Below are 24,051 nucleotides of genomic sequence, written 5' to 3'. Positions count from 1 at the left end.
AGGCTATCGTTTTGAAACAGCCTCCTCTTTTTTTAATAATTCCATTGTCGCGTTTTATTCAACTCTTCTTGTTCCTGTAATTCTTCTATTGGAATTACTTTAAGGAAAGAAGGATGTTGCTCTATCGCATATTCGATCATTTCAACAATTTCTTCAATAGTATCATTTTCATAATCGATAGCCAAAGGTTCTTTTATAACAAGTGACTGAAGGATTCCTTTCTTTTTCATATACAGCCCTTTTCTGCAAAACGAACGTCTAAAGCCATCAATTACAATAGGAACAACTATAGGCTTGTGCTGTTTTATGATGTGTGCCGTTCCTTTTCGAACAGGTTTAAAAGATTTGGTTGTCCCCTGCGGAAAGGTAATTACCCACCCATCTTCCAATGCAATTTTGATATTCTCAGTATCATTTGGATTTACTTCTTTTTTCTCCGCAACATCCTTTCCTTTGCTACGCCAGGTTCGTTCTACTGAAACAGCACCAGCATAAGCCATAATTCGAGGCAATAAACCGGCTCTCATCGTCTCTTTGGCCGCCACATAATAAATATTCAATTTTGGTCGCCACATATACCATACATTCTTTATAGAATCTTCCCTACCACTCAAACTAGCATTAAACACATGAAACATTGCTGTTACATCTGCAAAATATGTTTGATGATTCGAAATAAAAAGTACGTTTGTATCTGGAAGTTTTTTGATAATTTCAGAACCTTCTATTTGTAGTTCGTTAAAACCACGGTAGCGTCTGTGGCTAATAAATCCAAAGAATCGGATTAACCATTTTTTTATAAACAGTATATGTCCAAAAGGATTTCGTTTAAATAATCCCATAAGATTGTTTTGTTTGTTTTTGGGACTGCAAAATTACGAATTATTTCCTCTTTTTTATATTAAAAAACTTAGCTTTTAACAAAACAGATTGCTCAAAAACCTATTTCCCTAAAAATTGTACTCAAAACAACTTTTAGCTCACTTAACATCATAGCTGTTGCCCCCCAAACAATATGCTCCTCAATTTTAAAAGCTGGAACTTCGACAGATTTAGCATACGAAGTTGTCATTTCGGCATTAACAAGAATCGAGTCGCTTAAGAATGTAGTTAACGGTAATTCAATAATATCCGCTACTTCCACCGGATCGGGATAAAAAGTAATTTCCTCTCTACAAATGCCCAAAAATGGGTAAACCATAAAATTACTCGGCGGAATGTATAAATGGGTAAAAGCTTTCAAGACTTCTATTTTCTCCTGACGAATCCCAATTTCCTCATAAGTTTCTCTCAAAGCAGTCTGCATAAAATCGGCGTCTTCATTTTCATATTTTCCACCTGGAAAAGCTATCTGTGAAGAATGAACTCCTTTGTACGAATTCCGTACTATTAAAACCAAATGTGTAATACCTTCTTTAGGATAAAACAGCATCATTACACCAGCTTTTTTGTATTTGATGTGATCAAAATTCAATTTTCTGGTAATTTCAAGACGTTCCTTTGGCACCATAATATTATGAGCCTCTTCACCTGGAAGACTTACAGAACTAAAATAAGGAACAATTCGTAAAAAATCTTGAAAATCCATAATCAAAGGTTATTTTTGCAAATAAATCAACACTTAAATATACTTTAGAAATAAGTACCAAACAAATTTTAAACATCCAAACCCAACAATATGTATAGTAGAGAAGAAAATCAAAGGTTAAAACATGAATTTTGGGTTGAATTTGCTCAAAAATATCCAAGAAAATGGATTTTATACGATACTAAAATCAAAGATTTCTCCTTTAAATTTTATGTAGAAAACAAAAAAGCTCAAGTACATATTGACATCGAAATGAGAAATACGGAATTACGCATGCAATATTTTGAAAAACTCGTTGCACTAAAAAATATTCTCGAAGAAGAATTCATAAAAGATCTAGTCTTCGAAAAAAATTATACTTTGGACAATGGAAAAACCATCAGCCGCATTTGGGTTGAAAAACTAGATGTAAGTGTAAGTAACCGCAATCATTGGAATGAAATTTTTGATTTTTTCTTTGAAAAAATGAACGCTCTTGAACTATTTTATTTCGAATACGATGAATTCATTAAAGACATTGAGAAATAGTATTTATTTTTTGTAAATTACTTATCCAAAAACTATTTGAAATGGACTTATTTGAAACAAAAAATGATTGGGAGGCCAAATTAGTCCCAATATTAGAGAAATACAAAGGTCAAAAACATCCGTTAGATTACGAAAATCTGTATCAACTTCTTGTTATGGTAGTTCTTTCTGCTCAGGATTCCGATGCGAATATCAATAAGATAGCACCTGCTCTCTTCGAAACTTTTCCCAACATGGAAAGTCTCTCTGTTTCAAATGTTGATGCATTAATCCCATATATTTCAAAAGTTCGAAATTTTGGCACGAAAGCCAGTTGGCTTATTGACATTGCCCAAACCATTCAAAAAGACGAAAACATTCCTCTAACAATGAATAGTTTAACCGCATTAAAAGGAATTGGCCGAAAATCTGCCAACGTCATTATGCGGGAAGCAGGAGTTCCTGCTGAAGGTATCATCGCCGACTTGCACGTGATTCGTGTCTCCCCCAGAATAGGATTAATTCCTGAAAATCAGGATGGCAATAAAGTCGAAAAACAACTAATGCAAATTTTACCAAAAAGCATTTGGGGAGAAATTGGCTTGGCCATTTCTTTTCTAGGAAGACAAATATGTAGACCCAAACCAAAATGTCCGGAATGCCCAATCAATATGATTTGTGAGTATTATAAAATTAATCCAATCGTATAAAACTTATTGCTTTCATTTCAAAAATCTTCAATCACTCAATATTTATTTAGACATTACATGCCGAAAAAGCCGGATAGGAATATACAATACATTCTAAATAACAAAAATTGAGAATAATTTTAAAGCTCTTTTTTCATTCCCACCAGAAGAAATGATATTAGCCAAACTAAACCACTCTGCACTGAAAGTGCAGAGGTTTGTTTTTACGAGGGACTAAAAGTCCCTCATTTCTTTCATTCGAGAATGAAATTTGAATTGTCATCACTCTCTTTTCTTCTATGATGCTCCAAATATTCATTTACCATTTTATCCGTAATATTTCCAGTACTCCAAACACCATAACCACTTGCCCAAAAATGTTGTCCCCAATATCGTTCCTTCAATTCTGGAAATTCCATCTGCAATTTTCTCGAAGTTCTTCCTTTGAAACTTTGTAAAATCGAGCTAACATTATGTTTTGGAGCGTATTCTATATGCATGTGAACATGATCTGAGCTAACAACTCCTTTTAAAATTTCTATTCCTTCAGCTTCACATATCTGTATTAAAATCTCAAGGCAACGTTTTTGAATATCGCCTTTCAAAACTTTAAATCTATATTTAGTAACCCAAACAACATGGCAATGTTAGTCGGCTTACTGTGTGCGAACCTTTTCTTAAATCTGTACTCATAAGCTAAAGATAAAAATTTTTTCGCATTACTAAAGTACTGCAATAAATTGCAGGGTTTTAAACCCAAACCTGAGACCAATAAAAAAAGCTCCAAACAAAGTTTGAAGCTTTATGTACTCAGAGCGGGACTTGAACCCGCACGAACATTGCTGTTCACTGGATTTTAAGTCCAGCGTGTCTACCAATTTCACCATCCGAGCATTATAAAGTGGTACCTCCAGGGATCGAACCAGGGACACATGGATTTTCAGTCCATTGCTCTACCATCTGAGCTAAGGTACCTAATCTATTACCAGATTTTTATAAAAAACCCCTCATCATTTGATGAAGGGTTTTTAAAGAATCTGAAACAAGTTCAGATTAAAGAAAGGCAGCGACATACTCTCCCACAAAATTGCAGTACCATCTGCGCAGGCGGGCTTAACTTCTCTGTTCGGGATGGGAAGAGGTGAGCCCCGCCGCAATAACCACCTTAAGGTTGTTAGTGATTAGTGAATGGTAATTAGTGATTAGCTAATCATTAGTTACTTTTTACTAGTCACTGCTCACGTCGAGCTAATATTTTAACATACTGAGATAAAGAACATAAAAAGTTTTAGAAAGTTTCTTCTCCTCCCGTTTTGAACGGGAGGAGAGGAGTCGTACATAAGCTTACGGGTTATTAGTACTACTCGGCTATGACATTACTGCCTTTACACCTATAGCCTATCAACGTGGTCATCTTCCACGACCCTTAAAAGAAATCTCATCTTGTGGTGGGTTTCGCGCTTATATGCTTTCAGCGCTTATCCCTTCCAAACGTAGCTACTCTGCGGTGCCCCTGGCGGGACAACAGATACACTAGAGGTTTGTCCAATTCGGTCCTCTCGTACTAGAATCAGATCCACTCAAATTTCTAACGCCCACAGTAGATAGAGACCGAACTGTCTCACGACGTTCTGAACCCAGCTCGCGTGCCACTTTAATGGGCGAACAGCCCAACCCTTGGGACCTTCTCCAGCCCCAGGATGTGACGAGCCGACATCGAGGTGCCAAACCCCCCCGTCGATATGAGCTCTTGGGGGAGATCAGCCTGTTATCCCCGGCGTACCTTTTATCCTTTGAGCGATGGCCCTTCCATGCGGAACCACCGGATCACTATGCTCTACTTTCGTACCTGATCGACCTGTATGTCTCTCAGTCAAGCTCCCTTATGCCATTGCACTCTTCGCACGGTTACCAAGCGTACTGAGGGAACCTTTAGAAGCCTCCGTTACTCTTTTGGAGGCGACCACCCCAGTCAAACTACCCACCAAGCAATGTCCCCCGGTTTACGGGGTTAGGCCTCAGATAAACAAAGGGTTGTATTTCAACAATGACTCCACAACGCCTGGCGACGCCACTTCACAGTCTCCAACCTATCCTACACATCATTTATCCAAGGTCAATACTAAGCTATAGTAAAGGTGCACAGGGTCTTTTCGTCCCACTGCGGGTAAACGGCATCTTCACCGTTACTACAATTTCACCGAGCTCATGGCTGAGACAGTGTCCAGATCGTTACACCATTCGTGCAGGTCGGAACTTACCCGACAAGGAATTTCGCTACCTTAGGACCGTTATAGTTACGGCCGCCGTTTACTGGGGCTTCAATTCAATGCTTCTCCGAAGATAACATCTCCTCTTAACCTTCCAGCACCGGGCAGGTGTCAGGCCCTATACTTCATCTTACGATTTTGCAGAGCCCTGTGTTTTTGATAAACAGTCGCCTGGACCTCTTCACTGCGGCCCCGATTGCTCGGGGCGACCCTTCTCCCGAAGTTACGGGTCTATTTTGCCTAATTCCTTAGCCATGAATCTCTCGAGCACCTTAGGATTCTCTCCTCAACTACCTGTGTCGGTTTACGGTACTGGTACTAATTACCTGAAGTTTAGAGGTTTTTCTTGGAAGCCCTTAGGTACACTATCTCTTTGTCCGAAGACGCCGAGTACTATCGCATTTCACCAAGTTTTACGGATTTGCCTATAAAACCTATAGCTAGGTGCTTTAACGAACTATTCCGTCAGTTCGCGGTACTTTCATCACTCCGTCACCCCATCACAGTAATTAGTAGTACGGGAATATTAACCCGTTGGCCATCGACTGCCCCTTTCGGGTTTGCCTTAGGTCCAGACTAACCCACAGCTGATTAGCATAGCTGTGGAAACCTTAGTTTTTCGGTGTGCGGGTTTCTCGCCCGCATTATCGTTACTTATGCCTACATTTTCTTTTCCAGCCAGTCCAGCATACCTTACGATACACCTTCAACCCTGCTGGAATGCTCCCCTACCACTTACAGTAAACTGTAAATCCATAGCTTCGGTAATATGTTTATGCCCGATTATTATCCATGCTCGTCCGCTCGACTAGTGAGCTGTTACGCACTCTTTAAATGAATGGCTGCTTCCAAGCCAACATCCTAGCTGTCTGGGCAGACAAACCGCGTTCTTTCAACTTAACATATATTTGGGGACCTTAGCTGATGGTCTGGGTTCTTTCCCTCTCGGACTTGGACCTTAGCACCCAAGCCCTCACTGCAAGGAAACATTATATAGCATTCGGAGTTTGTCAGGAATTGGTAGGCGGTGAAGCCCCCGCATCCAATCAGTAGCTCTACCTCTATATAACTTATGCCTTGCGCTGCACCTAAATGCATTTCGGGGAGTACGAGCTATTTCCGAGTTTGATTGGCCTTTCACCCCTACCCACAGGTCATCCGAAGACTTTTCAACGTCAACCGGTTCGGACCTCCACACTGTGTTACCAGCGCTTCATCCTGCCCATGGGTAGATCACACGGTTTCGCGTCTAACACTACTGACTAAAGCGCCCTATTCAGACTCGCTTTCGCTACGGATCCACTACTTAATAGCTTATCCTCGCCAGCAACGTTAACTCGTAGGCTCATTATGCAAAAGGCACGCCGTCACCCCACTTAAGGGCTCCGACCGCTTGTAAGCGTATGGTTTCAGGATCTATTTCACTCCGTTATTCACGGTTCTTTTCACCTTTCCCTCACGGTACTGGTTCACTATCGGTCTCTCAGGAGTATTTAGCCTTAGCGGATGGTCCCGCCAAATTCAGACAGGGTTTCACGTGCCCCGCCCTACTCAGGATACCACTATCTATTACACTTGTTACCCATACGGGGCTATCACCCTCTATGGCATCACTTTCCAGTAACTTCCGGTTCCTTGTGCATAAAATCTCGTGGTCCTACAACCCCAACATTGCCGTAACAACATTGGTTTGGGCTAATCCGCGTTCGCTCGCCACTACTTACGGAATCACTTTTGTTTTCTTCTCCTCCGCCTACTTAGATGTTTCAGTTCAGCGGGTTTGCCCACCTATCGGTGTACTATGTCTTCAACATAGTGGGTTGCCCCATTCGGATATCTACGGATCAATCGGTGTGTGCCCGTCCCCGTAGCTTTTCGCAGCTTATCACGTCCTTCTTCGCCTCTGAGAGCCTAGGCATCCCCCATACGCCCTTATTTTGCTTATTGTACTTACGTTTTTATCCGTTTCCAGATAAAAAGCGTGTTCTTTCTACTTTTTAAATATTTTTTTATCTCAATATGTCAATGAACTTTTTCTTTTTAGAATAAAGAACACAGAGAATAGATATTAGACATTGTCTATATTCTTTTTTCTATATTCTATCTTCTTAAAGATAGTGGAGAATAACGGAGTCGAACCGTTGACCTCCTGCGTGCAAGGCAGGCGCTCTAGCCAGCTGAGCTAATCCCCCAATCTAATTATGAATTGTGAATTATGAATTATGAATGACTATTCATAAGAACTCAACTCTAGAATTTCCTTGTAAATTAAGCTTTTCAGTTTCTTTTCTAATCTTAAATCTAAAATCTAATTTCTTAAATCTAAAACCTTTAAAAAAGTAGTCCCGGGCAGACTCGAACTGCCGACCCCTACATTATCAGTGTAGTACTCTAACCAGCTGAGCTACGAGACTCTGTTTTTACTTAATTCTTTATTCTTTTAAATTAACAGCAAGAGTAATAAAATTTTAATCTCTGAAACCAAAAGTCTCTTCGTCTTCTTTCTTTGGCGTGCACTTGGCTAACACCAAAGCTCTAGAAAGGAGGTGTTCCAGCCGCACCTTCCGGTACGGCTACCTTGTTACGACTTAGCCCTAGTTACCAGTTTTACCCTAGGCAGCTCCTTGCGGTCACCGACTTCAGGCACCCCCAGCTTCCATGGCTTGACGGGCGGTGTGTACAAGGCCCGGGAACGTATTCACCGGATCATGGCTGATATCCGATTACTAGCGATTCCAGCTTCACGGAGTCGAGTTGCAGACTCCGATCCGAACTGTGACCGGTTTTATAGATTCGCTCCTGGTCGCCCAGTGGCTGCTCTCTGTACCGGCCATTGTAGCACGTGTGTAGCCCAAGGCGTAAGGGCCGTGATGATTTGACGTCATCCCCACCTTCCTCACAGTTTGCACTGGCAGTCTCGTTAGAGTTCCCGACATGACTCGCTGGCAACTAACAACAGGGGTTGCGCTCGTTATAGGACTTAACCTGACACCTCACGGCACGAGCTGACGACAACCATGCAGCACCTTGTAAATTGTCTTGCGAAAGATCTGTTTCCAAACCGGTCAATCTACATTTAAGCCTTGGTAAGGTTCCTCGCGTATCATCGAATTAAACCACATGCTCCACCGCTTGTGCGGGCCCCCGTCAATTCCTTTGAGTTTCAGGCTTGCGCCCGTACTCCCCAGGTGGGATACTTATCACTTTCGCTTAGCCACTGAAATTGCTCCCAACAGCTAGTATCCATCGTTTACGGCGTGGACTACCAGGGTATCTAATCCTGTTCGCTACCCACGCTTTCGTCCATCAGCGTCAATCCATTAGTAGTAACCTGCCTTCGCAATTGGTATTCCATGTAATCTCTAAGCATTTCACCGCTACACTACATATTCTAGTTACTTCCTAATAATTCAAGTCTAGCAGTATCAATGGCCGTTCCACCGTTGAGCGATGGGCTTTCACCACTGACTTACTAAACCGCCTACGGACCCTTTAAACCCAATGATTCCGGATAACGCTTGGATCCTCCGTATTACCGCGGCTGCTGGCACGGAGTTAGCCGATCCTTATTCTTACGATACCGTCAAGACATTACACGTAATGTTGTTTCTTCTCGTACAAAAGCAGTTTACAATCCATAGGACCGTCATCCTGCACGCGGCATGGCTGGTTCAGGCTTGCGCCCATTGACCAATATTCCTCACTGCTGCCTCCCGTAGGAGTCTGGTCCGTGTCTCAGTACCAGTGTGGGGGATCTCCCTCTCAGGACCCCTACCCATCGTTGCCATGGTAAGCCGTTACCTTACCATCTAGCTAATGGGACGCATGCTCATCTTTTACCGTTGGAACTTTAATAGCTGATTCATGCGAAACTGCTATACTATGAGGTATTAATCCAAATTTCTCTGGGCTATCCCTCTGTAAAAGGTAGATTGCATACGCGTTACGCACCCGTGCGCCGGTCTCTAGTTCCGAAAAACTATACCCCTCGACTTGCATGTGTTAAGCCTGCCGCTAGCGTTCATCCTGAGCCAGGATCAAACTCTTCATCGTATATTGTTTATCCTGAATTTATTTCAGGATCATTTTATATTTGACTCCGATTCTAGTGGTTTTAATTCAAATCTCTCGATTATATTACTCTTATTTTATTTGTCTCGTCTTTTGGACGAGACGGCTGTCAATTCAATATGTCTACGAACGTATATTCCTTTTTTCGCTTTTCGTTTGTCTCTCAAAGCGGGTGCAAAAGTAGTATTTTCTTTTTAACTGGCAAGAACTTATTGAAGTTTTTTTGAAAATTTTTATTTTCGTTTTTCTTCTCGTTTTCTTATCAGCCTGTCAAAGATCATTGCATGTTTTGCGGGGTGCAAAAATAAACTACTCTTTTAAATCTCACAAGCTTTTTTTAAATTTTTTTTGAAAATAAATTTCCAATTTGTTTTGTTATACTTGTCAGTCTTTCCAAGAGCGCCATCGCTGTTGCGGGTGCAAAAGTAGATAGTTTATTCGTTTAAACAAGGGGTTTTTGCATTTATTTTATATTTATTTTTTAAAACTCTGATAACCTTAATTTTACAAACACCCTTTTCTTAAAACCTTTCCGCTTTTTGGCGTGACGAGCTCGTTTTACTGCAAACAACACTACCCTTATCTATAATATTGTCCCTTTTTGGATCGCTGAATTATGCCCATTTTTTCTTGATTCCCTTATACTTCTTGACTCTTTTACTCCTTTGCAGGCCAAAATCGCTCCCAAAGGCGCTAAGAACTTCATTGGATTATATTAAAAACCATCCTTCGGATACTTTTTTCCTTATACTATATATAAGTATTGATTTCTTTCTGATGAAATACCACTACCCTAGCCCTGATAGTAGTGAAAAGCCCACAGTGAATATGGCTTACATTTTATGTAGAGGCAAAGCGACCAACGGAAGCTATTGCAAATACATAAAAATGTTGCCAGAGGAACGAGGACTTGCAACGGATAGCGGGAAAGAGCTCCTATAAATATGCAAATTATTACAATCAGTCTCTCCCCTCATTAACATATACAAAACAAACCTTACACATCTATTGTATGTGTTTTGCTAATACTTTATATTTGCAGCCTTAAAACACAAAAAAATGATTAAGATTACTTTGCCCGACGGGTCAGTTAGAGAGTTTGCTCCCGGAGTAACTCCAATGGATGTTGCAAAAAGCATCAGTGAAGGATTTGCCAGAAATGTTATTTCGGCTTCTTTTAATGGTACAACTATTGAAACAGCCACTCCATTGACGACCGACGGCAATCTTATATTATATACTTGGAATGATGCTGATGGGAAGAAAGCTTTTTGGCATTCGACTTCCCACGTAATGGCACAGGCTTTGGAAGAAATTTATCCTGGAATAAAATTAACTCTTGGACCAGCAATTGCCAACGGATTTTACTATGATGTTGATTTTGAAGACCAAAAGATTACCGAAGCCGACTTTAAGAAAATAGAAGACCGTGTGCTTGAGATTTCAAGAGAAAAACACGAATTCAAAATGCGTCCTGTTACAAAAGCAGAAGCTTTGGAAATGTACAAGGACAATGTTTACAAAACAGAATTGATCACCAACCTTGAAGATGGTACGATTACTTTTTGCGATCACTCTACTTTTACAGACCTATGTCGTGGAGGACATATTCCAAATACCGGAATTATCAAAGCAATGAAGATCATGAGTGTTGCTGGTGCTTACTGGAGAGGTGACGAGAAAAACAAACAGTTGACTCGTGTTTACGGAGTTTCGTTCCCTAAACAAAAAGACCTAACAGAGTACTTGGAATTACTTGAGGAAGCAAAACGTCGTGACCACAGAAAACTTGGTAAAGAATTGGAATTGTTCGCTTTTTCACAAAAAGTTGGTCAAGGTTTGCCATTATGGCTACCAAAAGGAGCTGCTTTGAGAGACCGTTTGGAGCAATTTTTGAAAAAAGCACAGAAAAAAGCAGGTTACGAACAAGTTGTCACTCCACATATCGGGCAAAAAGAACTATATGTAACTTCTGGACACTATGCCAAATACGGTGCCGACAGTTTCCAACCAATCAACACTCCGGCTGAAGGAGAGGAATTCTTATTGAAACCAATGAACTGTCCTCACCACTGCGAAATCTACAACGTAAGACCTTGGTCATACAAAGATTTACCAAAACGCTATGCTGAATTCGGAACCGTTTACAGATACGAGCAAAGTGGTGAATTGCACGGTTTGACTCGTGTACGTGGGTTTACTCAGGACGACGCACACATATTCTGTACTCCGGAGCAATTGGACGAAGAGTTCAAAAAAGTAATTGACTTGGTACTTTATGTATTTGGTTCATTAGGCTTTGAAGACTTTACCGCTCAAATTTCTTTGAGAGACCAAGAAAACAGAGAGAAATATATAGGTTCTGACGAAAACTGGGAAAAAGCAGAAAACGCAATCATCAACGCAGCAGCAGACAAAGGATTGAATACTGTAGTTGAATACGGAGAAGCTGCTTTTTACGGCCCGAAGCTTGATTTCATGGTAAAAGATGCCCTTGGCAGACAATGGCAACTAGGAACGATTCAGGTTGATTACAACTTGCCGGAGCGTTTTGAATTGACTTACAAGGGATCTGACAATGAATTACATAGACCGGTAATGATTCACAGAGCACCATTTGGATCTATGGAGCGTTTTATCGCGATTTTACTAGAACATACAGCAGGAAATTTCCCTCTTTGGTTAATGCCTGAACAGGCAATTATACTGTCACTGAGTGAGAAATATGAAAATTATGCTAAAAAAGTTTTAAATCTGCTAGAAAATAACGAAATTCGCGCCCTAATTGATAATAGAAACGAGACGATTGGGAAGAAAATCAGAGATGCAGAGATTCAAAAAATCCCATTTATGCTGATTGTTGGTGAAGAGGAAGAGAAAAACGGAACGATTTCTGTTCGTCGTAAAGGTCAAGAAGGAAAAGGAAATATCAGCGTTACAATAGAAGAATTTGCTTCGATTGTTAACGAAGAAATAAAGAAAACATTAAAAGTATTTACAGTTTAACTTAAAAATTATAAAGCCATAGCAATAAGAAGCAATAGAGGTTACCAACCTCGAGTAGAAAAGAAAGATGCTCACAGAATAAATAATCTTATTCGTGTGCCGGAAGTACGTCTTGTAGGAGATAATGTAGAAACAGGTGTTTACAAAACTTCTGAAGCTTTAAAATTAGCCGACCAATTTGAATTGGATTTGGTTGAAATTTCTCCTAATGCAGAACCACCTGTATGTAAAATAATGGACTATAAAAAGTTCCTTTACGAACAGAAGAAAAGAGAAAAAGAACTTAAAGCAAAATCTACTCAAATTGTAGTAAAAGAAATCCGTTTTGGTCCTCAAACAGATGAGCACGATTACGACTTTAAGAAAAAGAATGCTGAAAAATTCTTAAAAGAAGGATCTAAATTAAAAGCCTTTGTTTTCTTTAAAGGACGTTCTATTATCTATAAAGACCAAGGGCAAATCTTGTTATTGAGATTAGCTACGGACTTGGAAGAATACGGAAAAGTTGAGGCGATGCCGGTTCTTGAAGGAAAGAGAATGATTATGTTCATCGCTCCTAAGAAGAAAAAACAATAGCTATTACAATCTCAGTGTTCCGTTTTGAACCTGAAAATTGAAATAAAATATAAGTAAGTAATAATAAATTAAAACACTAGGAAAAAATGCCTAAAATGAAAACAAAATCTAGCGCCAAAAAACGTTTCAAAGTTACTGGCTCTGGTAAGATTAAAAGAAAGCATGCTTTTAAAAGTCACATCTTGACTAAAAAATCTAAAAAACGTAAATTGGCTTTGACTCACTCAGCGCTAGTTCACTCAACAGATATGAAAAGCATCAAACAACAATTAAGAATTATCTAATATTAGTAATTAGTCCTTAGTAATTAGCACTAAGCTAGTCACTAATCACTGTTTTCTAATCACTAAGATTTCTTTAGGTTAAAACAAATTTAATAACCTTGGAGTATGGCCAACAAGTTCCTTTGATTAAATTCAGGACGCCTACTACAAAAAAACAATAAAATTATGCCAAGATCGGTAAATTCAGTTGCTAAAAGAGCAAGAAGAAAAAAAATAATGAAGCAAGCCAAAGGTTTCTTTGGTAGACGTAAAAACGTTTGGACAGTTGCAAAAAATGCGGTAGAAAAAGCAATGTGCTATGCATACCGTGATAGAAAAGTGAATAAAAGAAACTTCCGTGCATTATGGATTCAACGTATCAACGCTGGAGCTAGATTGGAAGGAATGTCTTATTCTCAATTCATGGGTAAAGTAAAAGCTAACGGAATCGAATTGAACCGTAAAGTTCTTGCTGATTTAGCGATGAATCACCCTGAAGCTTTCAAAGCAGTACTTAATAAAGTAAAATAAACGTTATATAAACTCAATTTAGAATTACTTACTTATAGAAAAACCCATTCACCTCGGCGAATGGGTTTTTTGTTTTTCTATACTTTTTTTATTATTACTTTTTGGAGCAGAACATACTGCATTTCAACAAGATTCCGCCCGCTTTCCGCTATATCTTTTCCTTTTTAAAGAAAAAGGAAAAGGATGCCGCTTCACTCGGGGCTAAAAATCAACATTCTGTTTTTTTACTAGCGACTGTTTTTGTCCATACCAAGACCTAACAGGTTTTAAAAATCACAAAACCAATAATGGAGCTATAAATCCAAAGCCCAAAAGTCCCGTCGTATAATCTTTGACTCCAAATGCATTTTCGGCATAGCTTGTATAATTATATTTTCGGGCTGTGTAGGCAAGATAAAATTTGATATTTAAGTCTTTGAAAGGCATATATTGGATTGTTGGAATTAGTCCATAACTAGTCGATAACCTTGAACTGCCATTTGGATCCGGATTGTCTTTCCAGGAATGATTACTGTTCATTACTGTCAAGAGCAAATTAATCTTTGGAGAAGCCGCATACTCCGCCCTTACCCAATTTTCTAAATAAACAGCCTTTTGTGCCGCATATTGATATTGACTACTTATAATACTTGAGACAATTCCTTTGCGGTCGAGTCCTTCATCGCTGTATTGAAAATCATAATACAAAACAAAATTCTTGGCTTTGTACTTATTTCCAAGAGCAATATAGTTCATGTGCGCACCTTTTGCCTCATTGAAAAAACTATAACTATAAGTAGTTTCAAATTTCCCATCAAAAAAACTGCCTCTCCAATTCGCAACAGCCGCCAAAGGATATTCTGAAGGGTTGATGTTCGGAGGAGCTGTACTACCATACTGCTCTTCATAGGTTTTGGTTCTTGAATTTAGCAACTGAAAAGACAAAGAGTTTTTACCATCAGCGAAATCATGCGAAATCCCCGCCCCCACCAAAAAGTTATCCGCATATTCGATAACATCATTATACGTTAAGATATCAATTGGATTAAAATCAAACTCATAACCTCCCCAATCTGCGCATAATTTACCAACAGAAAGTTTAGTGCTTTTAGATAAATCTACTCTAATAAAAGCAAGATCGACTGACCGGCTTATGTTATCCAAATTCCCGGGAACAGGTTCTCTAGTGTATCTGTTACGGAATCTGAAATATACCTTATCATGAATTTTTCCTTTCATCTCAAATCGGAGTTGGTCAACGTTAAAAGCAGAAAGCGTATGATCACCATCCATAAATTCACTATTGTAAGCCATTCGTGAATTAAAGATTACATCAACGTCTCTCAACAATGATTGCTTGGTAACAGGTATCAACGATTTTAATGAATCCGGTATAAAAAAACTACCTTCATTCGTCTGTTTTTCTAACTGCTTCACTTGGGCTGAAGCAATAATTGGTAACAGACCAATCATCAAATAAGTAAAATATTTTTTCATAATTGTTCAATTTTAAAATTTACAATAAAAATGATCCCAATAAAAAACCAACTGCAATTGCCACACCAATAGCAACTACACCCGGTAAATTAAAACTATGATTAATCACATATTTACCAATTCTAGTACTTCCTGTTCGGTCAAAATTTATCGCAGCCAACAAAGTAGGGTAACCCGGTAATACAAAATCACTGTTTACGGCCGGAAATATAGCTATCAAAGCCGAATGCGGAAGTCCCAATGCAATTCCTAAAGGCATCATGGTTTTAGTAGTGGCCGCCTGACTAAACATCAACACTCCCATAATGAATACTGCTATGGCAAAAGTCCAAGGATATTCGGCAACAATTCCTCCCAAAGCTTTCTGAATTAATTCATTATTGGAATGCATAAAAGTGGAACTCATCCAAACCACACCAAACACCGAAACTACCGCAGAAGCCATAGAGGTAAATAAACTGGCTTTGGTCACATCTGCAGTACTAGTTTTGGTTATCAACATCATGGCAGCAGAGGCAGTGAGCGTTATCACACTGATTATGGTCACCATAGACAATGAACCATCGGCTCCAACTGCAAGGCTTTTGGCTCCTGGTTCAAAACTGGGAATTAGATTCGGAAAAGCTCCTGCAACAACAATTAATATGATAGCACAAGTAAAAATCAAAACCGATGTTTTAGCCCCCTTCTTCAATGTTTTTTCCCCACTGCCTTCTTCCATATCCATACTTTTGGCAAATTCAGGGTCTTTCATTTTTTCTATAAAAATAGGATCCTCGCTTAATTCAACGCCATATTTATAAACGGAAAAACAACCAATAAGCAAACCAATGATACAAGCCGGAATACAAATCATCATAATGTCCATCAATGCTCCCGGATAAGCCAAAACAACCACCAAGGCAGCTGTAGCCGCACTCATAGGACTTCCTGTAAGAGCCAGATGAGAGGCAATAACTGAAATACTCAATGGCCTTTCAGGACGGATTCTTTTTTTGGCTGAAACTTCGGAAATAATAGGCAACAAAGAATAAACGATATGTGCTGTCCCTGCAAAAAGACATAAAAAATAAACCGTAAACGGAGCAATAAACGTAATGTTTGACGGATTGCTCCTGATTATTTTCTCTGCCAACTGAACTAAATAATCCAATCCTCCAGATGCCTGTAAGGTTGCTGCAGTTGTCACAATGGCCATAATAATCAACATCACGTCAAGAGGGGGATCTGTAGGTTTCATCTTGAATACAAAAAGAAAAAGAAACAACCCCACCATCCCCATAACACCCAACCCGATTCCTTTCATTTGAGCCCCAATAAGGATCATTGTCAAAAGAACGGCAAATTCTATCCAAAACATAGTGTCGAGATTTTAATGGTTAATAATTTAATAGATTGCGACAAGTTTTTTACAGATAACCATCCATTAATATTCAAAGAAATTTTGCTGAATTTTGGTTCTATCAGCCGTTTCTGTCAAAGACAACATCAATAAAACCCTGGCTTTTTGAGGATTCAAATCGTCCGACACCACAAAACCCAACTCCTCGTCTTTCACTTCATTATCTAAAGTAATTCTTCCTGAGCCTGCTCTGGCAGAACGACAAACGACAATTCCTTTTTTTGAAGCTTCTGCAAGTGCTTTACCCACCGGTTCTCCAAAATTACCATTTCCCATCCCGGCATAAACGATGCCTTTCACCTCCGAACCTAGTATTCCTGTCACTGATTGTGGACTAGCATCTGCATATCCATAAACGATTTCTACCTGAGGCAAAGAAGTCAATTTAGTAACATCAAATTTTTTGGAAGGATTTCTCAAAGATTGGTAGTAGTAATTCACTTTTCCGTCATAAATCAAACCAATGGGACCAAAATTACGGGACTGGAAAGTTTCCAAATTTGTCGAACTGGTCTTGGTAACGTCTCTGGCGTCAAAAACCTTTTCATCCATAGCCACGATCACTCCTTTTCCTTGGCTTTTTGGACTTGCCGCAACCATTACCGCATCCAATAGGTTTCGGTTACCGTCTTGACTCATGGCCGTTGATGGACGCATAGCTCCAACTATCACCACCGGTTTATCGGACATAATCGTTAAATCCAAGAAATAAGCCGTTTCTTCCTGGGTATCTGTTCCGTGAGTCACGACAACCGCATCGGCTTCGTTGTTTTTGAAAATTTCGTTTATTCTTTTGGACAGTTTTAACCAAGTAACAACATTCATATCTTGGCTTCCGATAGAAGCAATTTGTTCTCCGGTGATTTTTCCGTAATCGTGAATTTGGGGAACCGCATTCAACAAATCATCAATAGGCACTTTTCCTGCTGTGTAAGCCGCTTTGGTGGATGATTCTCCCGAACCTGCGATAGTACCTCCGGTAGCCAAAATTATGATTCTGGGAGAGGTTTTGGCTGTTTTCGGTTTGTCTTGCGCCTGTAATTGTAATGTCGCAAAAGACAATAAAAATAAAAAGGCAATTTTTTTCATGGTCTTAAAGTTTTTGGTTGTAATTATTTGTTTTGGTATTTAGATTTATCCAATCCGGTCATATTAGCCGGTGAAAGGATTTCTTTGATTTCATCTTCGGTAAGCAATTTTTTCTCACGAACCAATTCTATGATTCCCTTGCCCGTAGCTTGGGCTTCCTTGGCCAATTCATCGCCAACGTGGTGTCCTAATTTAGGATTTAATGCCGTCACAATTCCGATGGTTGTTTCCAAATTGTGGGCATCCACTTTTTCATTAATCGTGATTCCGTCTATGCACTGAACGCGGAAGGCCTTCATCGTATTCGTCAATAATTTTTGTGATTCGAAAATGGCGAGACCTGCCACTGGCTCGTAGGCATTCAATTGCAAATCGCCATCTGAAGCAGCAATATTCACCGTCACATCATTGCCTATAACCCGATAACTGACCAAAGCCATCAATTCCGGCATCACGGGATTTACCTTGCCCGGCATGATAGAAGAACCCGGTTGTCTTGCCGGAAGATTGATTTCATACAAACCATTTCTTGGCCCGGAGGAAAGTAGAATCAGATCATTGGAAATTTTGGACAAAGTCGTGGCCAATGTTTTCAATGCCGATGAATACACCACAAATCCATGTAAACTTGAGGTTGCAGCAATCATATCGTCACTGTTGACAAACTCTAAACCCGTAATTTGCTTCAAATGTTTGATAACGGCAATATCATATCCTTTGGGAGCATTCAGACCTGTACCAATTGCAGTACCACCCATATTGAGAGTCATCAACGATTTATTAGCAAAATCTAGATTGGCAATGTTCCATTCCAACATCGTAGCATAGGAATGAAACTCCTGCCCAACAGTCATCGGCACCGCATCCTGAAGTTCGGTTCGTCCCATTTTGACCACGTCGATGTATTTGTTCCCCAACGTACGGAAAGATTTGGCCAACAAACCCAATTGCTCTTTCAGGTGTTCGTTGTGCAAAATCATGGTCAATTTCAAAGAAGTAGGATAGGTATCATTGGTGGATTGCGACATATTGAGATCGTCATTGGGCGAAATCTTGTCATATTGCCCTTTTTTGAGACCTGCTTTAACAAGTGCGATATTGGCAATAACTTCATTGGCATTCATATTCGTTGAAGTTCCTGCACCTCCTTGATACAAATCCAATTTGAATTGATCTAGATATTTTCCGTTAATCAATTCCTGACATGCGGGTTCGATAAGCTTCAGTTTGGCTGCTGGCATTTCGCCCACTTCGGTATTGGCACGGGCGCAAGCCAATTTTATCATTCCCCAAGCTTTAATAAAATCGGGATAATCGTTATTGTATTGATCCGAGATTTGAAAATTTTCCATACCTCTGGCCGCCTGGGCTCCATAATAGGCATCAGCGGGAACTTTTATTTCCCCTAATAAATCAGTTTCGGTTCTGGTTTGAACTTGACCATAGGAGCCAAATCCCAAAACAAGAAAAGAAATTGCCAATAGAATTTTTCCTTTATTTTTCATTTGCTTCATTATTTTTAACTATTAATATCTCAGTCTGAATAGTTTAAATCTTGAAAAAAGCGCTTATGATGTAATAAACTTAGGATTAATTAGATTTTCTAATGAATAAATTTCATCCCATTTTTCCTGGGTTATCAATTTACGTTCAACCACGGCAATTTGATGGACACTTTTTCCGGTTTTCAATGCTTCGCCTGCAATACTGGCACTTTCTTCATATCCAATGATTGGGTTTAGTTGAGTCACGATCCCGATGCTGTTCATTACCATGTTATAACAATGCTGTTCATTTGCAGTAATTCCAACAATACATTTATCAATTAATGTTTGGATAGCGTTTGACAAATAATCAAATGAAGTAAACATTGCAAAAGCGATTACCGGTTCCATCACATTTAGTTGCAATTGTCCTGCTTCAGCAGCCATAGTCACCGTCAAATCTTGTCCTATCACATAAAAACAAGCCTGATTTGCCACTTCGGGAATTACCGGATTTACTTTACCAGGCATAATGGACGAACCCGGTTGGCGTGGCGGAAGGTTTATTTCATTAAGACCTGTTCTTGGTCCTGAACTCAACAATCTCAAATCATTGCAAATTTTTGAGATTTTAACAGCAGTTCGTTTCATGGTTCCCATTATTTGCACATAAGCACCCGTATCAACAGTTGCTTCAATCAAATCTGGCGACAATGTCAATGGAATTCCAACTTCTTTGGCCAAATAATTAACACAAATTTCGGGATAACCTTCCGGCGCATTTACTTTGGTACCTATTGCCGTTGCCCCCATGTTTATGTCTAGCACCAAACTTTGCGCATCTTTTAACCTCAAAACATCTTCACCTATCGTAGTTGCATAGGAATGAAATTCTTGTCCCAAAGTCATTGGCACTGCATCTTGTAGCTGAGTTCTTCCCATTTTTAAAACATTTTTAAACTCATTGCCTTTGGCTAAAAATGCTTTTTCGAGATTTTCGACTGTTTTTATAAAATGGTCCATTTTTAAATACAATGCTATCCTAAAGGCCGATGGATAGGCGTCGTTGGTTGATTGGGAGCAATTCACATGATTGTTGGGATGCAAGAAGTTATACTCTCCTTTTTTATGACCTAAATATTCCAATCCAATATTGGCGATGACCTCATTGGCATTCATATTCACAGAAGTCCCCGCTCCTCCCTGAATCATATCACTGACAAATTCTTTATCAAACTTACCCGCAATTACCTGATCGCTACCATAACAAATGGCTCCGGCTATTTTTGGATCCAAAGCTCCGCAATCCCTGTTGGCCATAGCTGCCGCTTTTTTCACATAACCCAATGCCTTAATAAACAATGGCTCTTTTGAAATTGGAATACCGGTTATGTTAAAATTCTCAACGGCCCTAAAAGTTTGTATTCCGTAATATAGATGATCTGGAATTTCCAATTCTCCCAAAAAATCGTGTTCTTTTCTTGTTGTTCCCATAATTAGAATTAATAATATTTATGTTAGAATTTATTTGATACTATTTCTTTAGTTCATCATTGAAACCAAAATAGGTCCCCAAGCAGTCAAGAGAATATTTCCCAAAGCATAAGGGATTGTATATCCCAAAACCGGAAATTTACTAGCCGAGGCATCCTGAATTGCTTTTAGTCCAATCGTTGAAGTTCCCGCTCCTGTTTGGGCACCCAATAAAATTATCGGGTTCATTTTTAGAATATATCTCCCGAAAAATAATCCGATGACATGAGGCACAACAGCCACAATAAAACCTGAAATCACAATGCTAAATCCCATTTCCTGAAGTCCGGAAATAAAACTAGGCCCCGCCGCCATTCCCACCAAACCTATGAAAGTCGCCAATCCCACATTGTCAAAAATCCATAAGGCCGGCTCTGGAATACTCCCAAATATCGGTGTTCTGGAGTGCAACCATCCAAAAATCAGTCCCATGACCAATGCGCCGCCACTCGTGGTTAACGTAATCGATATTCCAAAAACCGTAACCGAAAGCAAACCAAACAGCCCTCCCAAAACAATTCCAAGCCCCAAAAAAACAATATCGGTTGCTGAACTTAATCTGTCCAAATACCCTATTTCTTTTGCTGCTTTTTCTATTAAAACCATTTTGCCTGTAACTTTCAAAACGTCGCCCCTTTGCAGAACAGTATCTAAGTTAAATGGTATCTCCTGATATTCTCTAGTAATCTTGTCTAACATTAACCCATTACCAAAACGATTGCGTAAACTCCTAATTGTTTTACCTGAAATTTCTTTATTTGTAATGGTAATATCCATATGAGCTAATGGAAATTTCAGTAATTCTTCATCTAAAACTTCAGGGCCAATATTAGAAAGACTGTTTAAGATAATACCATGTTGTGCCATTATAACCAATATATCACCTTTATGAATAATCGCTTTGGGCGAAGGTTCAATCAACTCTTCGTTATGTCTCATTCTCTGGATAACCAATCTTAAATCCTTATTCTTTTTTTCAAATTCTGAAATAGTAAGACCAATCCATTTTTCATTGGTTATTTCGTATGCCCTGATAATCCATCGTTGATAAGCAGATTGTATGCCCGGTTCATGTTCGGTTTCGCCTGTCAATGTTTTACTAAGTTTTTCACTTTCTACAACTAAATTAATTCCCAACAATTTTGGCGCAATCGATGTCAGAAAAAAAACAAATGAAGTTGCTCCTATAAGATAAGTAAGAGAATAAGCAACGGGTATGTGGTTGACTAATCTTGTTTTCTCCATTTCGGAAATCGGTAATTGATGAATGGCTTCGGAAGCGGTTCCTATAAGTGTTGACTCCGAAAATGCCCCTGCCAAAAGTCCTGCTGCCGTACCCGTATCATAATTCAAAAACATGGATATTCCGAAAGCAATCAACAAACAAGAAACACAGATTACAATTGTCAGCATTAATTGTGGGAAAGCATTTTTCCTTAATCCCTGAAAAAATTGAGGCCCTACTTTATAACCTGTAGCAAAAAGAAAGAAATCAAAGAAAATAGTTTTGACAATTGGGGGAATTTGTATGTTCAATTGTCCTATGAGTACGCCGGCGAACAAAGTTCCCAAAACGACCCCAATTTTAAAAGTACCGATTTTTATATGCCCTAAAGCAAAACCCAATGACAATGTCAAAAAAACAGCCAACTCAGGATGTTGTTGTAAAATATGTGCAATTTTTTCCATTAACTTCAGATTAAAAAAATTAAAAAGAACACATTCTTAAAAAACAGGGCTAACTTTTAAATTATCACTAAGTTAGTACATAAATACAGACAAAAAAAAGTTTTTTACAATCAAACTAAACCGAATATAATTAATGATAAAATTATATTCAATTTGAATACTATTTATGGAAATTAATAGGTTAGAATTCTCTTTAATCAATTCAAAAAAAATAACTTAAAAAAGAAAAAAAAAGATAAGGGGGGCAATTTATTTATATTCGGGTACGTACATTTTACTTTTGATAAAATCACAAATGCTTTCAGGTCTTTCTACACTCGCCAAACCTGAATTAAAAATTTCTTCGGCAACTTTCACAGCGACATTCTCCGACACTCGCAAAATATCGGCAACATTGGGGTAAATCAATCCTTTTTCAAAGTCAGTCAAACACACTTGTTTTGCTACTGCTTCAGCGGCAGTCAATAAAATATCATCCGTAACTCTTTTAGCTTCGGTGGCAAAAATGGCTAATCCTAATGCCGGAAAAATAAAGACATTATTTCCTTGGCCTGGCGTAAAGGTTTTCCCTTCATATTCAACTGGGGCAAATGGACTTCCACTAGCAAAAACAGCTTTTCCTTTACTCCAATTATAAGCTTGCTCAGCAGTACATTCTGAATGGGAAGTGGGGTTTGAATAAGGAAAAATTATCGGTCTTTCATTGATGGCACTCATGTTTTCTATTACCTGCTGATTGAAAGCTCCACCAACAGTGCTGACACCAACAATAGCTGTAGGTTTTATTTTGAGAATAGCTTCGGCAAAGTCTGTGCAAGGCTCCAAATCGTGGGCAAACTGCAATTGATGTTCGGCAAGATCGGTTCGGCTATTGACCAACAATCCATTTACATCAAACATCCAAATTTGCCCTAAAGCTTCATCCTCTGTCAAACCATCTCTTTGAAACTTTTTGACTAACATATCGGCTATGCCAAATGCGGCCGCCCCTGCTCCCAAAAATAAAAACCGCTGGTCAATAAACCTTTTTTTCATAGAACGGCTTATTGAAATAAAACCTGCAATGGCAATCGCTGCAGTTCCTTGGATATCATCATTAAAAGTACAGACTTTCTCTCTGTAGTTGTTTAAAATCTTAATGGCATCGACTCCGGGGAAGTCCTCCCACTGAATGCATATTTTAGGAAAAACTTCATTTATGGCTGCTACAAAAGCAGCTACAAAATCATCAAATTCCTTACCTCTAATCCTTTTGCATTTCAAACCTGGGTACAGTGGATCATTCAAAAACTCTTCATTATTGGTACCCACATCCAAAACAATTGGTAACGTATATTCGGGCGGGACGCCTCCACAACTGGTATAAAGAACTAATTTACCGATGGGAATACCTAAGCCAAAAATACCTAAATCGCCCAATCCCAAAATACGACCACCGTCTGTAACAACGGTAAACCGCACATCTTTTTCGGGCCAATTTTTCAGAATCTTCTTTAGATTGTCTTTGTCTTTTATGGAAAGGTACAACCCTCTAGGTCTTCGGCTAACTTGACCAAATTTTTGGCAAGCCTCTCCAACTGTCGGGGTGTAAACTAAGGGAAGAAACTTAACCGGGTCATTAGAAATGGTTTTGAAAAACAAGGTTTCATTGTTTTCCAACAACTGCATTAAGTACACGTATTGATTTATCGGTTTGGAAAAATTGTCAAGTTGTTCATGGATACGTACTATTTGAGTTTCGATAGTTTCAACAGCTTCCGGCAACAATCCTTGCAAACCATATTTTTCCCTTTCTTCTAAAGTAAAAGCAGATCCTTTATTTAATCGGGGATTTCGCAATATTGAATAACCGGTATTGTCTTCCATTGTAGTAATTT

16 protein-coding genes, 4 tRNA genes, 3 rRNA genes and 1 pseudogene are annotated in these 24,051 nt (G+C 39.1%); 7 read left to right on the top strand and 17 right to left on the bottom strand.

What is annotated here, in order from left to right; translation table 11 throughout:
- Nucleotides 1–32: 32 nt before the first annotated feature.
- Complete coding sequence (locus tag OZP12_RS07235) at nt 33–842, bottom strand: lysophospholipid acyltransferase family protein (protein WP_281228375.1); 810 nt, start codon at nt 840–842, stop codon at nt 33–35.
- Nucleotides 843–934: 92 nt separating this feature from the next.
- Nucleotides 935–1,588, bottom strand: coding sequence for an NUDIX hydrolase (locus tag OZP12_RS07230; protein ID WP_281228374.1), 654 nt, complete (start codon nt 1,586–1,588; stop codon nt 935–937).
- Nucleotides 1,589–1,678: 90 nt separating this feature from the next.
- On the opposite strand from OZP12_RS07230, the gene OZP12_RS07225 reads away from it, so the two are divergent.
- Together OZP12_RS07225 and OZP12_RS07220 are read left to right on the top strand one after the other, a co-directional pair.
- Nucleotides 1,679–2,116 carry a DUF4268 domain-containing protein gene (locus OZP12_RS07225; protein ID WP_281228373.1) on the top strand — a complete coding sequence of 146 codons (438 nt, stop codon included), beginning with the start codon at nt 1,679–1,681 and terminating at the stop codon, nt 2,114–2,116.
- Nucleotides 2,117–2,157: 41 nt separating this feature from the next.
- Entirely contained in the window at nt 2,158–2,805 is a 648-nt protein-coding gene (locus OZP12_RS07220; protein WP_281228372.1) for an endonuclease III domain-containing protein, read from the top strand.
- 233 nt (nt 2,806–3,038) lie between these two features.
- Here OZP12_RS07220 and tnpA read toward each other — a convergent pair.
- The 8 genes and pseudogenes from tnpA to OZP12_RS07180 form a co-directional block, all read right to left on the bottom strand.
- Nucleotides 3,039–3,477: pseudogene (tnpA, locus tag OZP12_RS07215) on the bottom strand (IS200/IS605 family transposase).
- A gap of 114 nt (nt 3,478–3,591) precedes the next feature.
- Nucleotides 3,592–3,677: transfer RNA gene (locus tag OZP12_RS07210), tRNA-Leu, on the bottom strand.
- A gap of 9 nt (nt 3,678–3,686) precedes the next feature.
- Nucleotides 3,687–3,759 (bottom strand) — tRNA-Phe (locus OZP12_RS07205).
- Nucleotides 3,760–3,842: 83 nt separating this feature from the next.
- Nucleotides 3,843–3,952, bottom strand: a 5S ribosomal RNA gene (rrf, locus tag OZP12_RS07200).
- A gap of 166 nt (nt 3,953–4,118) precedes the next feature.
- Nucleotides 4,119–7,001: ribosomal RNA gene (locus tag OZP12_RS07195) — 23S ribosomal RNA — on the bottom strand.
- Nucleotides 7,002–7,172: 171 nt separating this feature from the next.
- Nucleotides 7,173–7,246 (bottom strand) — tRNA-Ala (locus OZP12_RS07190).
- 148 nt (nt 7,247–7,394) lie between these two features.
- Nucleotides 7,395–7,468, bottom strand: a tRNA-Ile gene (locus OZP12_RS07185).
- 125 nt (nt 7,469–7,593) lie between these two features.
- Nucleotides 7,594–9,107 (bottom strand): 16S ribosomal RNA (locus tag OZP12_RS07180).
- Together the 16S, 23S and 5S rRNA genes with 4 tRNA genes alongside form the textbook arrangement of a ribosomal RNA operon.
- Nucleotides 9,108–9,902: 795 nt before the next feature.
- Here OZP12_RS07180 and OZP12_RS07175 point away from each other — a divergent pair.
- The 5 genes from OZP12_RS07175 (at nt 9,903) to rplT (ending at nt 13,501) form a co-directional block, all read left to right on the top strand.
- The gene (locus OZP12_RS07175; protein ID WP_281228371.1) at nt 9,903–10,067 is read left to right on the top strand and encodes a hypothetical protein; all 165 of its coding nucleotides are present in this window, start codon (nt 9,903–9,905) and stop codon (nt 10,065–10,067) included.
- A gap of 117 nt (nt 10,068–10,184) precedes the next feature.
- Nucleotides 10,185–12,131 (top strand): threonine--tRNA ligase, encoded by a 1,947-nt coding sequence (gene thrS, locus OZP12_RS07170; RefSeq protein WP_281228370.1) that lies wholly within the window; start codon nt 10,185–10,187, stop codon nt 12,129–12,131.
- Nucleotides 12,132–12,149: 18 nt separating this feature from the next.
- Complete coding sequence (infC, locus tag OZP12_RS07165; RefSeq protein WP_432419525.1) at nt 12,150–12,707, top strand: translation initiation factor IF-3; 558 nt, start codon at nt 12,150–12,152, stop codon at nt 12,705–12,707.
- An 86-nt stretch (nt 12,708–12,793) separates the two neighbouring features.
- Nucleotides 12,794–12,991: a 50S ribosomal protein L35 gene (rpmI, locus tag OZP12_RS07160; RefSeq protein WP_007810722.1), complete on the top strand. Its 198-nt coding sequence runs from the start codon at nt 12,794–12,796 to the stop codon at nt 12,989–12,991.
- Nucleotides 12,992–13,156: 165 nt separating this feature from the next.
- Nucleotides 13,157–13,501 (top strand): 50S ribosomal protein L20, encoded by a 345-nt coding sequence (rplT, locus tag OZP12_RS07155; protein WP_035633036.1) that lies wholly within the window; start codon nt 13,157–13,159, stop codon nt 13,499–13,501.
- A gap of 273 nt (nt 13,502–13,774) precedes the next feature.
- Here rplT and OZP12_RS07150 read toward each other — a convergent pair whose 3' ends face one another.
- From OZP12_RS07150 to OZP12_RS07120, 7 genes are all read right to left on the bottom strand, one after another.
- On the bottom strand, nt 13,775–14,977 hold the full coding sequence (locus OZP12_RS07150) for a porin (RefSeq protein WP_281228369.1): 1,203 nt from the start codon (nt 14,975–14,977) through the stop codon (nt 13,775–13,777).
- A 19-nt stretch (nt 14,978–14,996) separates the two neighbouring features.
- The gene (locus OZP12_RS07145; protein ID WP_281228368.1) at nt 14,997–16,337 is read right to left on the bottom strand and encodes an anaerobic C4-dicarboxylate transporter family protein; all 1,341 of its coding nucleotides are present in this window, start codon (nt 16,335–16,337) and stop codon (nt 14,997–14,999) included.
- A 66-nt stretch (nt 16,338–16,403) separates the two neighbouring features.
- Nucleotides 16,404–17,468 (bottom strand): type II asparaginase, encoded by a 1,065-nt coding sequence (locus OZP12_RS07140; protein ID WP_281228367.1) that lies wholly within the window; start codon nt 17,466–17,468, stop codon nt 16,404–16,406.
- Nucleotides 17,469–17,491: 23 nt separating this feature from the next.
- Nucleotides 17,492–18,973, bottom strand: a complete 1,482-nt coding sequence (locus tag OZP12_RS07135; RefSeq protein ID WP_281228366.1) for an aspartate ammonia-lyase — start codon at nt 18,971–18,973, stop codon at nt 17,492–17,494.
- Between the two features lie 63 nt (nt 18,974–19,036).
- Nucleotides 19,037–20,446 carry an aspartate ammonia-lyase gene (gene aspA, locus OZP12_RS07130; RefSeq protein WP_281228365.1) on the bottom strand — a complete coding sequence of 470 codons (1,410 nt, stop codon included), beginning with the start codon at nt 20,444–20,446 and terminating at the stop codon, nt 19,037–19,039.
- Nucleotides 20,447–20,494: 48 nt separating this feature from the next.
- The gene (gene aspT / locus OZP12_RS07125; RefSeq protein WP_281228364.1) at nt 20,495–22,174 is read right to left on the bottom strand and encodes an aspartate-alanine antiporter; all 1,680 of its coding nucleotides are present in this window, start codon (nt 22,172–22,174) and stop codon (nt 20,495–20,497) included.
- 249 nt (nt 22,175–22,423) lie between these two features.
- Nucleotides 22,424–24,040, bottom strand: coding sequence for an NAD-dependent malic enzyme (locus OZP12_RS07120; RefSeq protein WP_281228363.1), 1,617 nt, complete (start codon nt 24,038–24,040; stop codon nt 22,424–22,426).
- Between the last annotated feature and the right edge of the window lie 11 nt (nt 24,041–24,051).

It is taken from the genome of Flavobacterium aquiphilum (genome assembly GCF_027111335.1).
Classification (GTDB): Bacteria; Bacteroidota; Bacteroidia; order Flavobacteriales; family Flavobacteriaceae; genus Flavobacterium; species Flavobacterium aquiphilum.
Note: the sequence above shows the minus strand (reverse complement) of the source record. Positions and strands in the feature narration are given on the sequence as shown.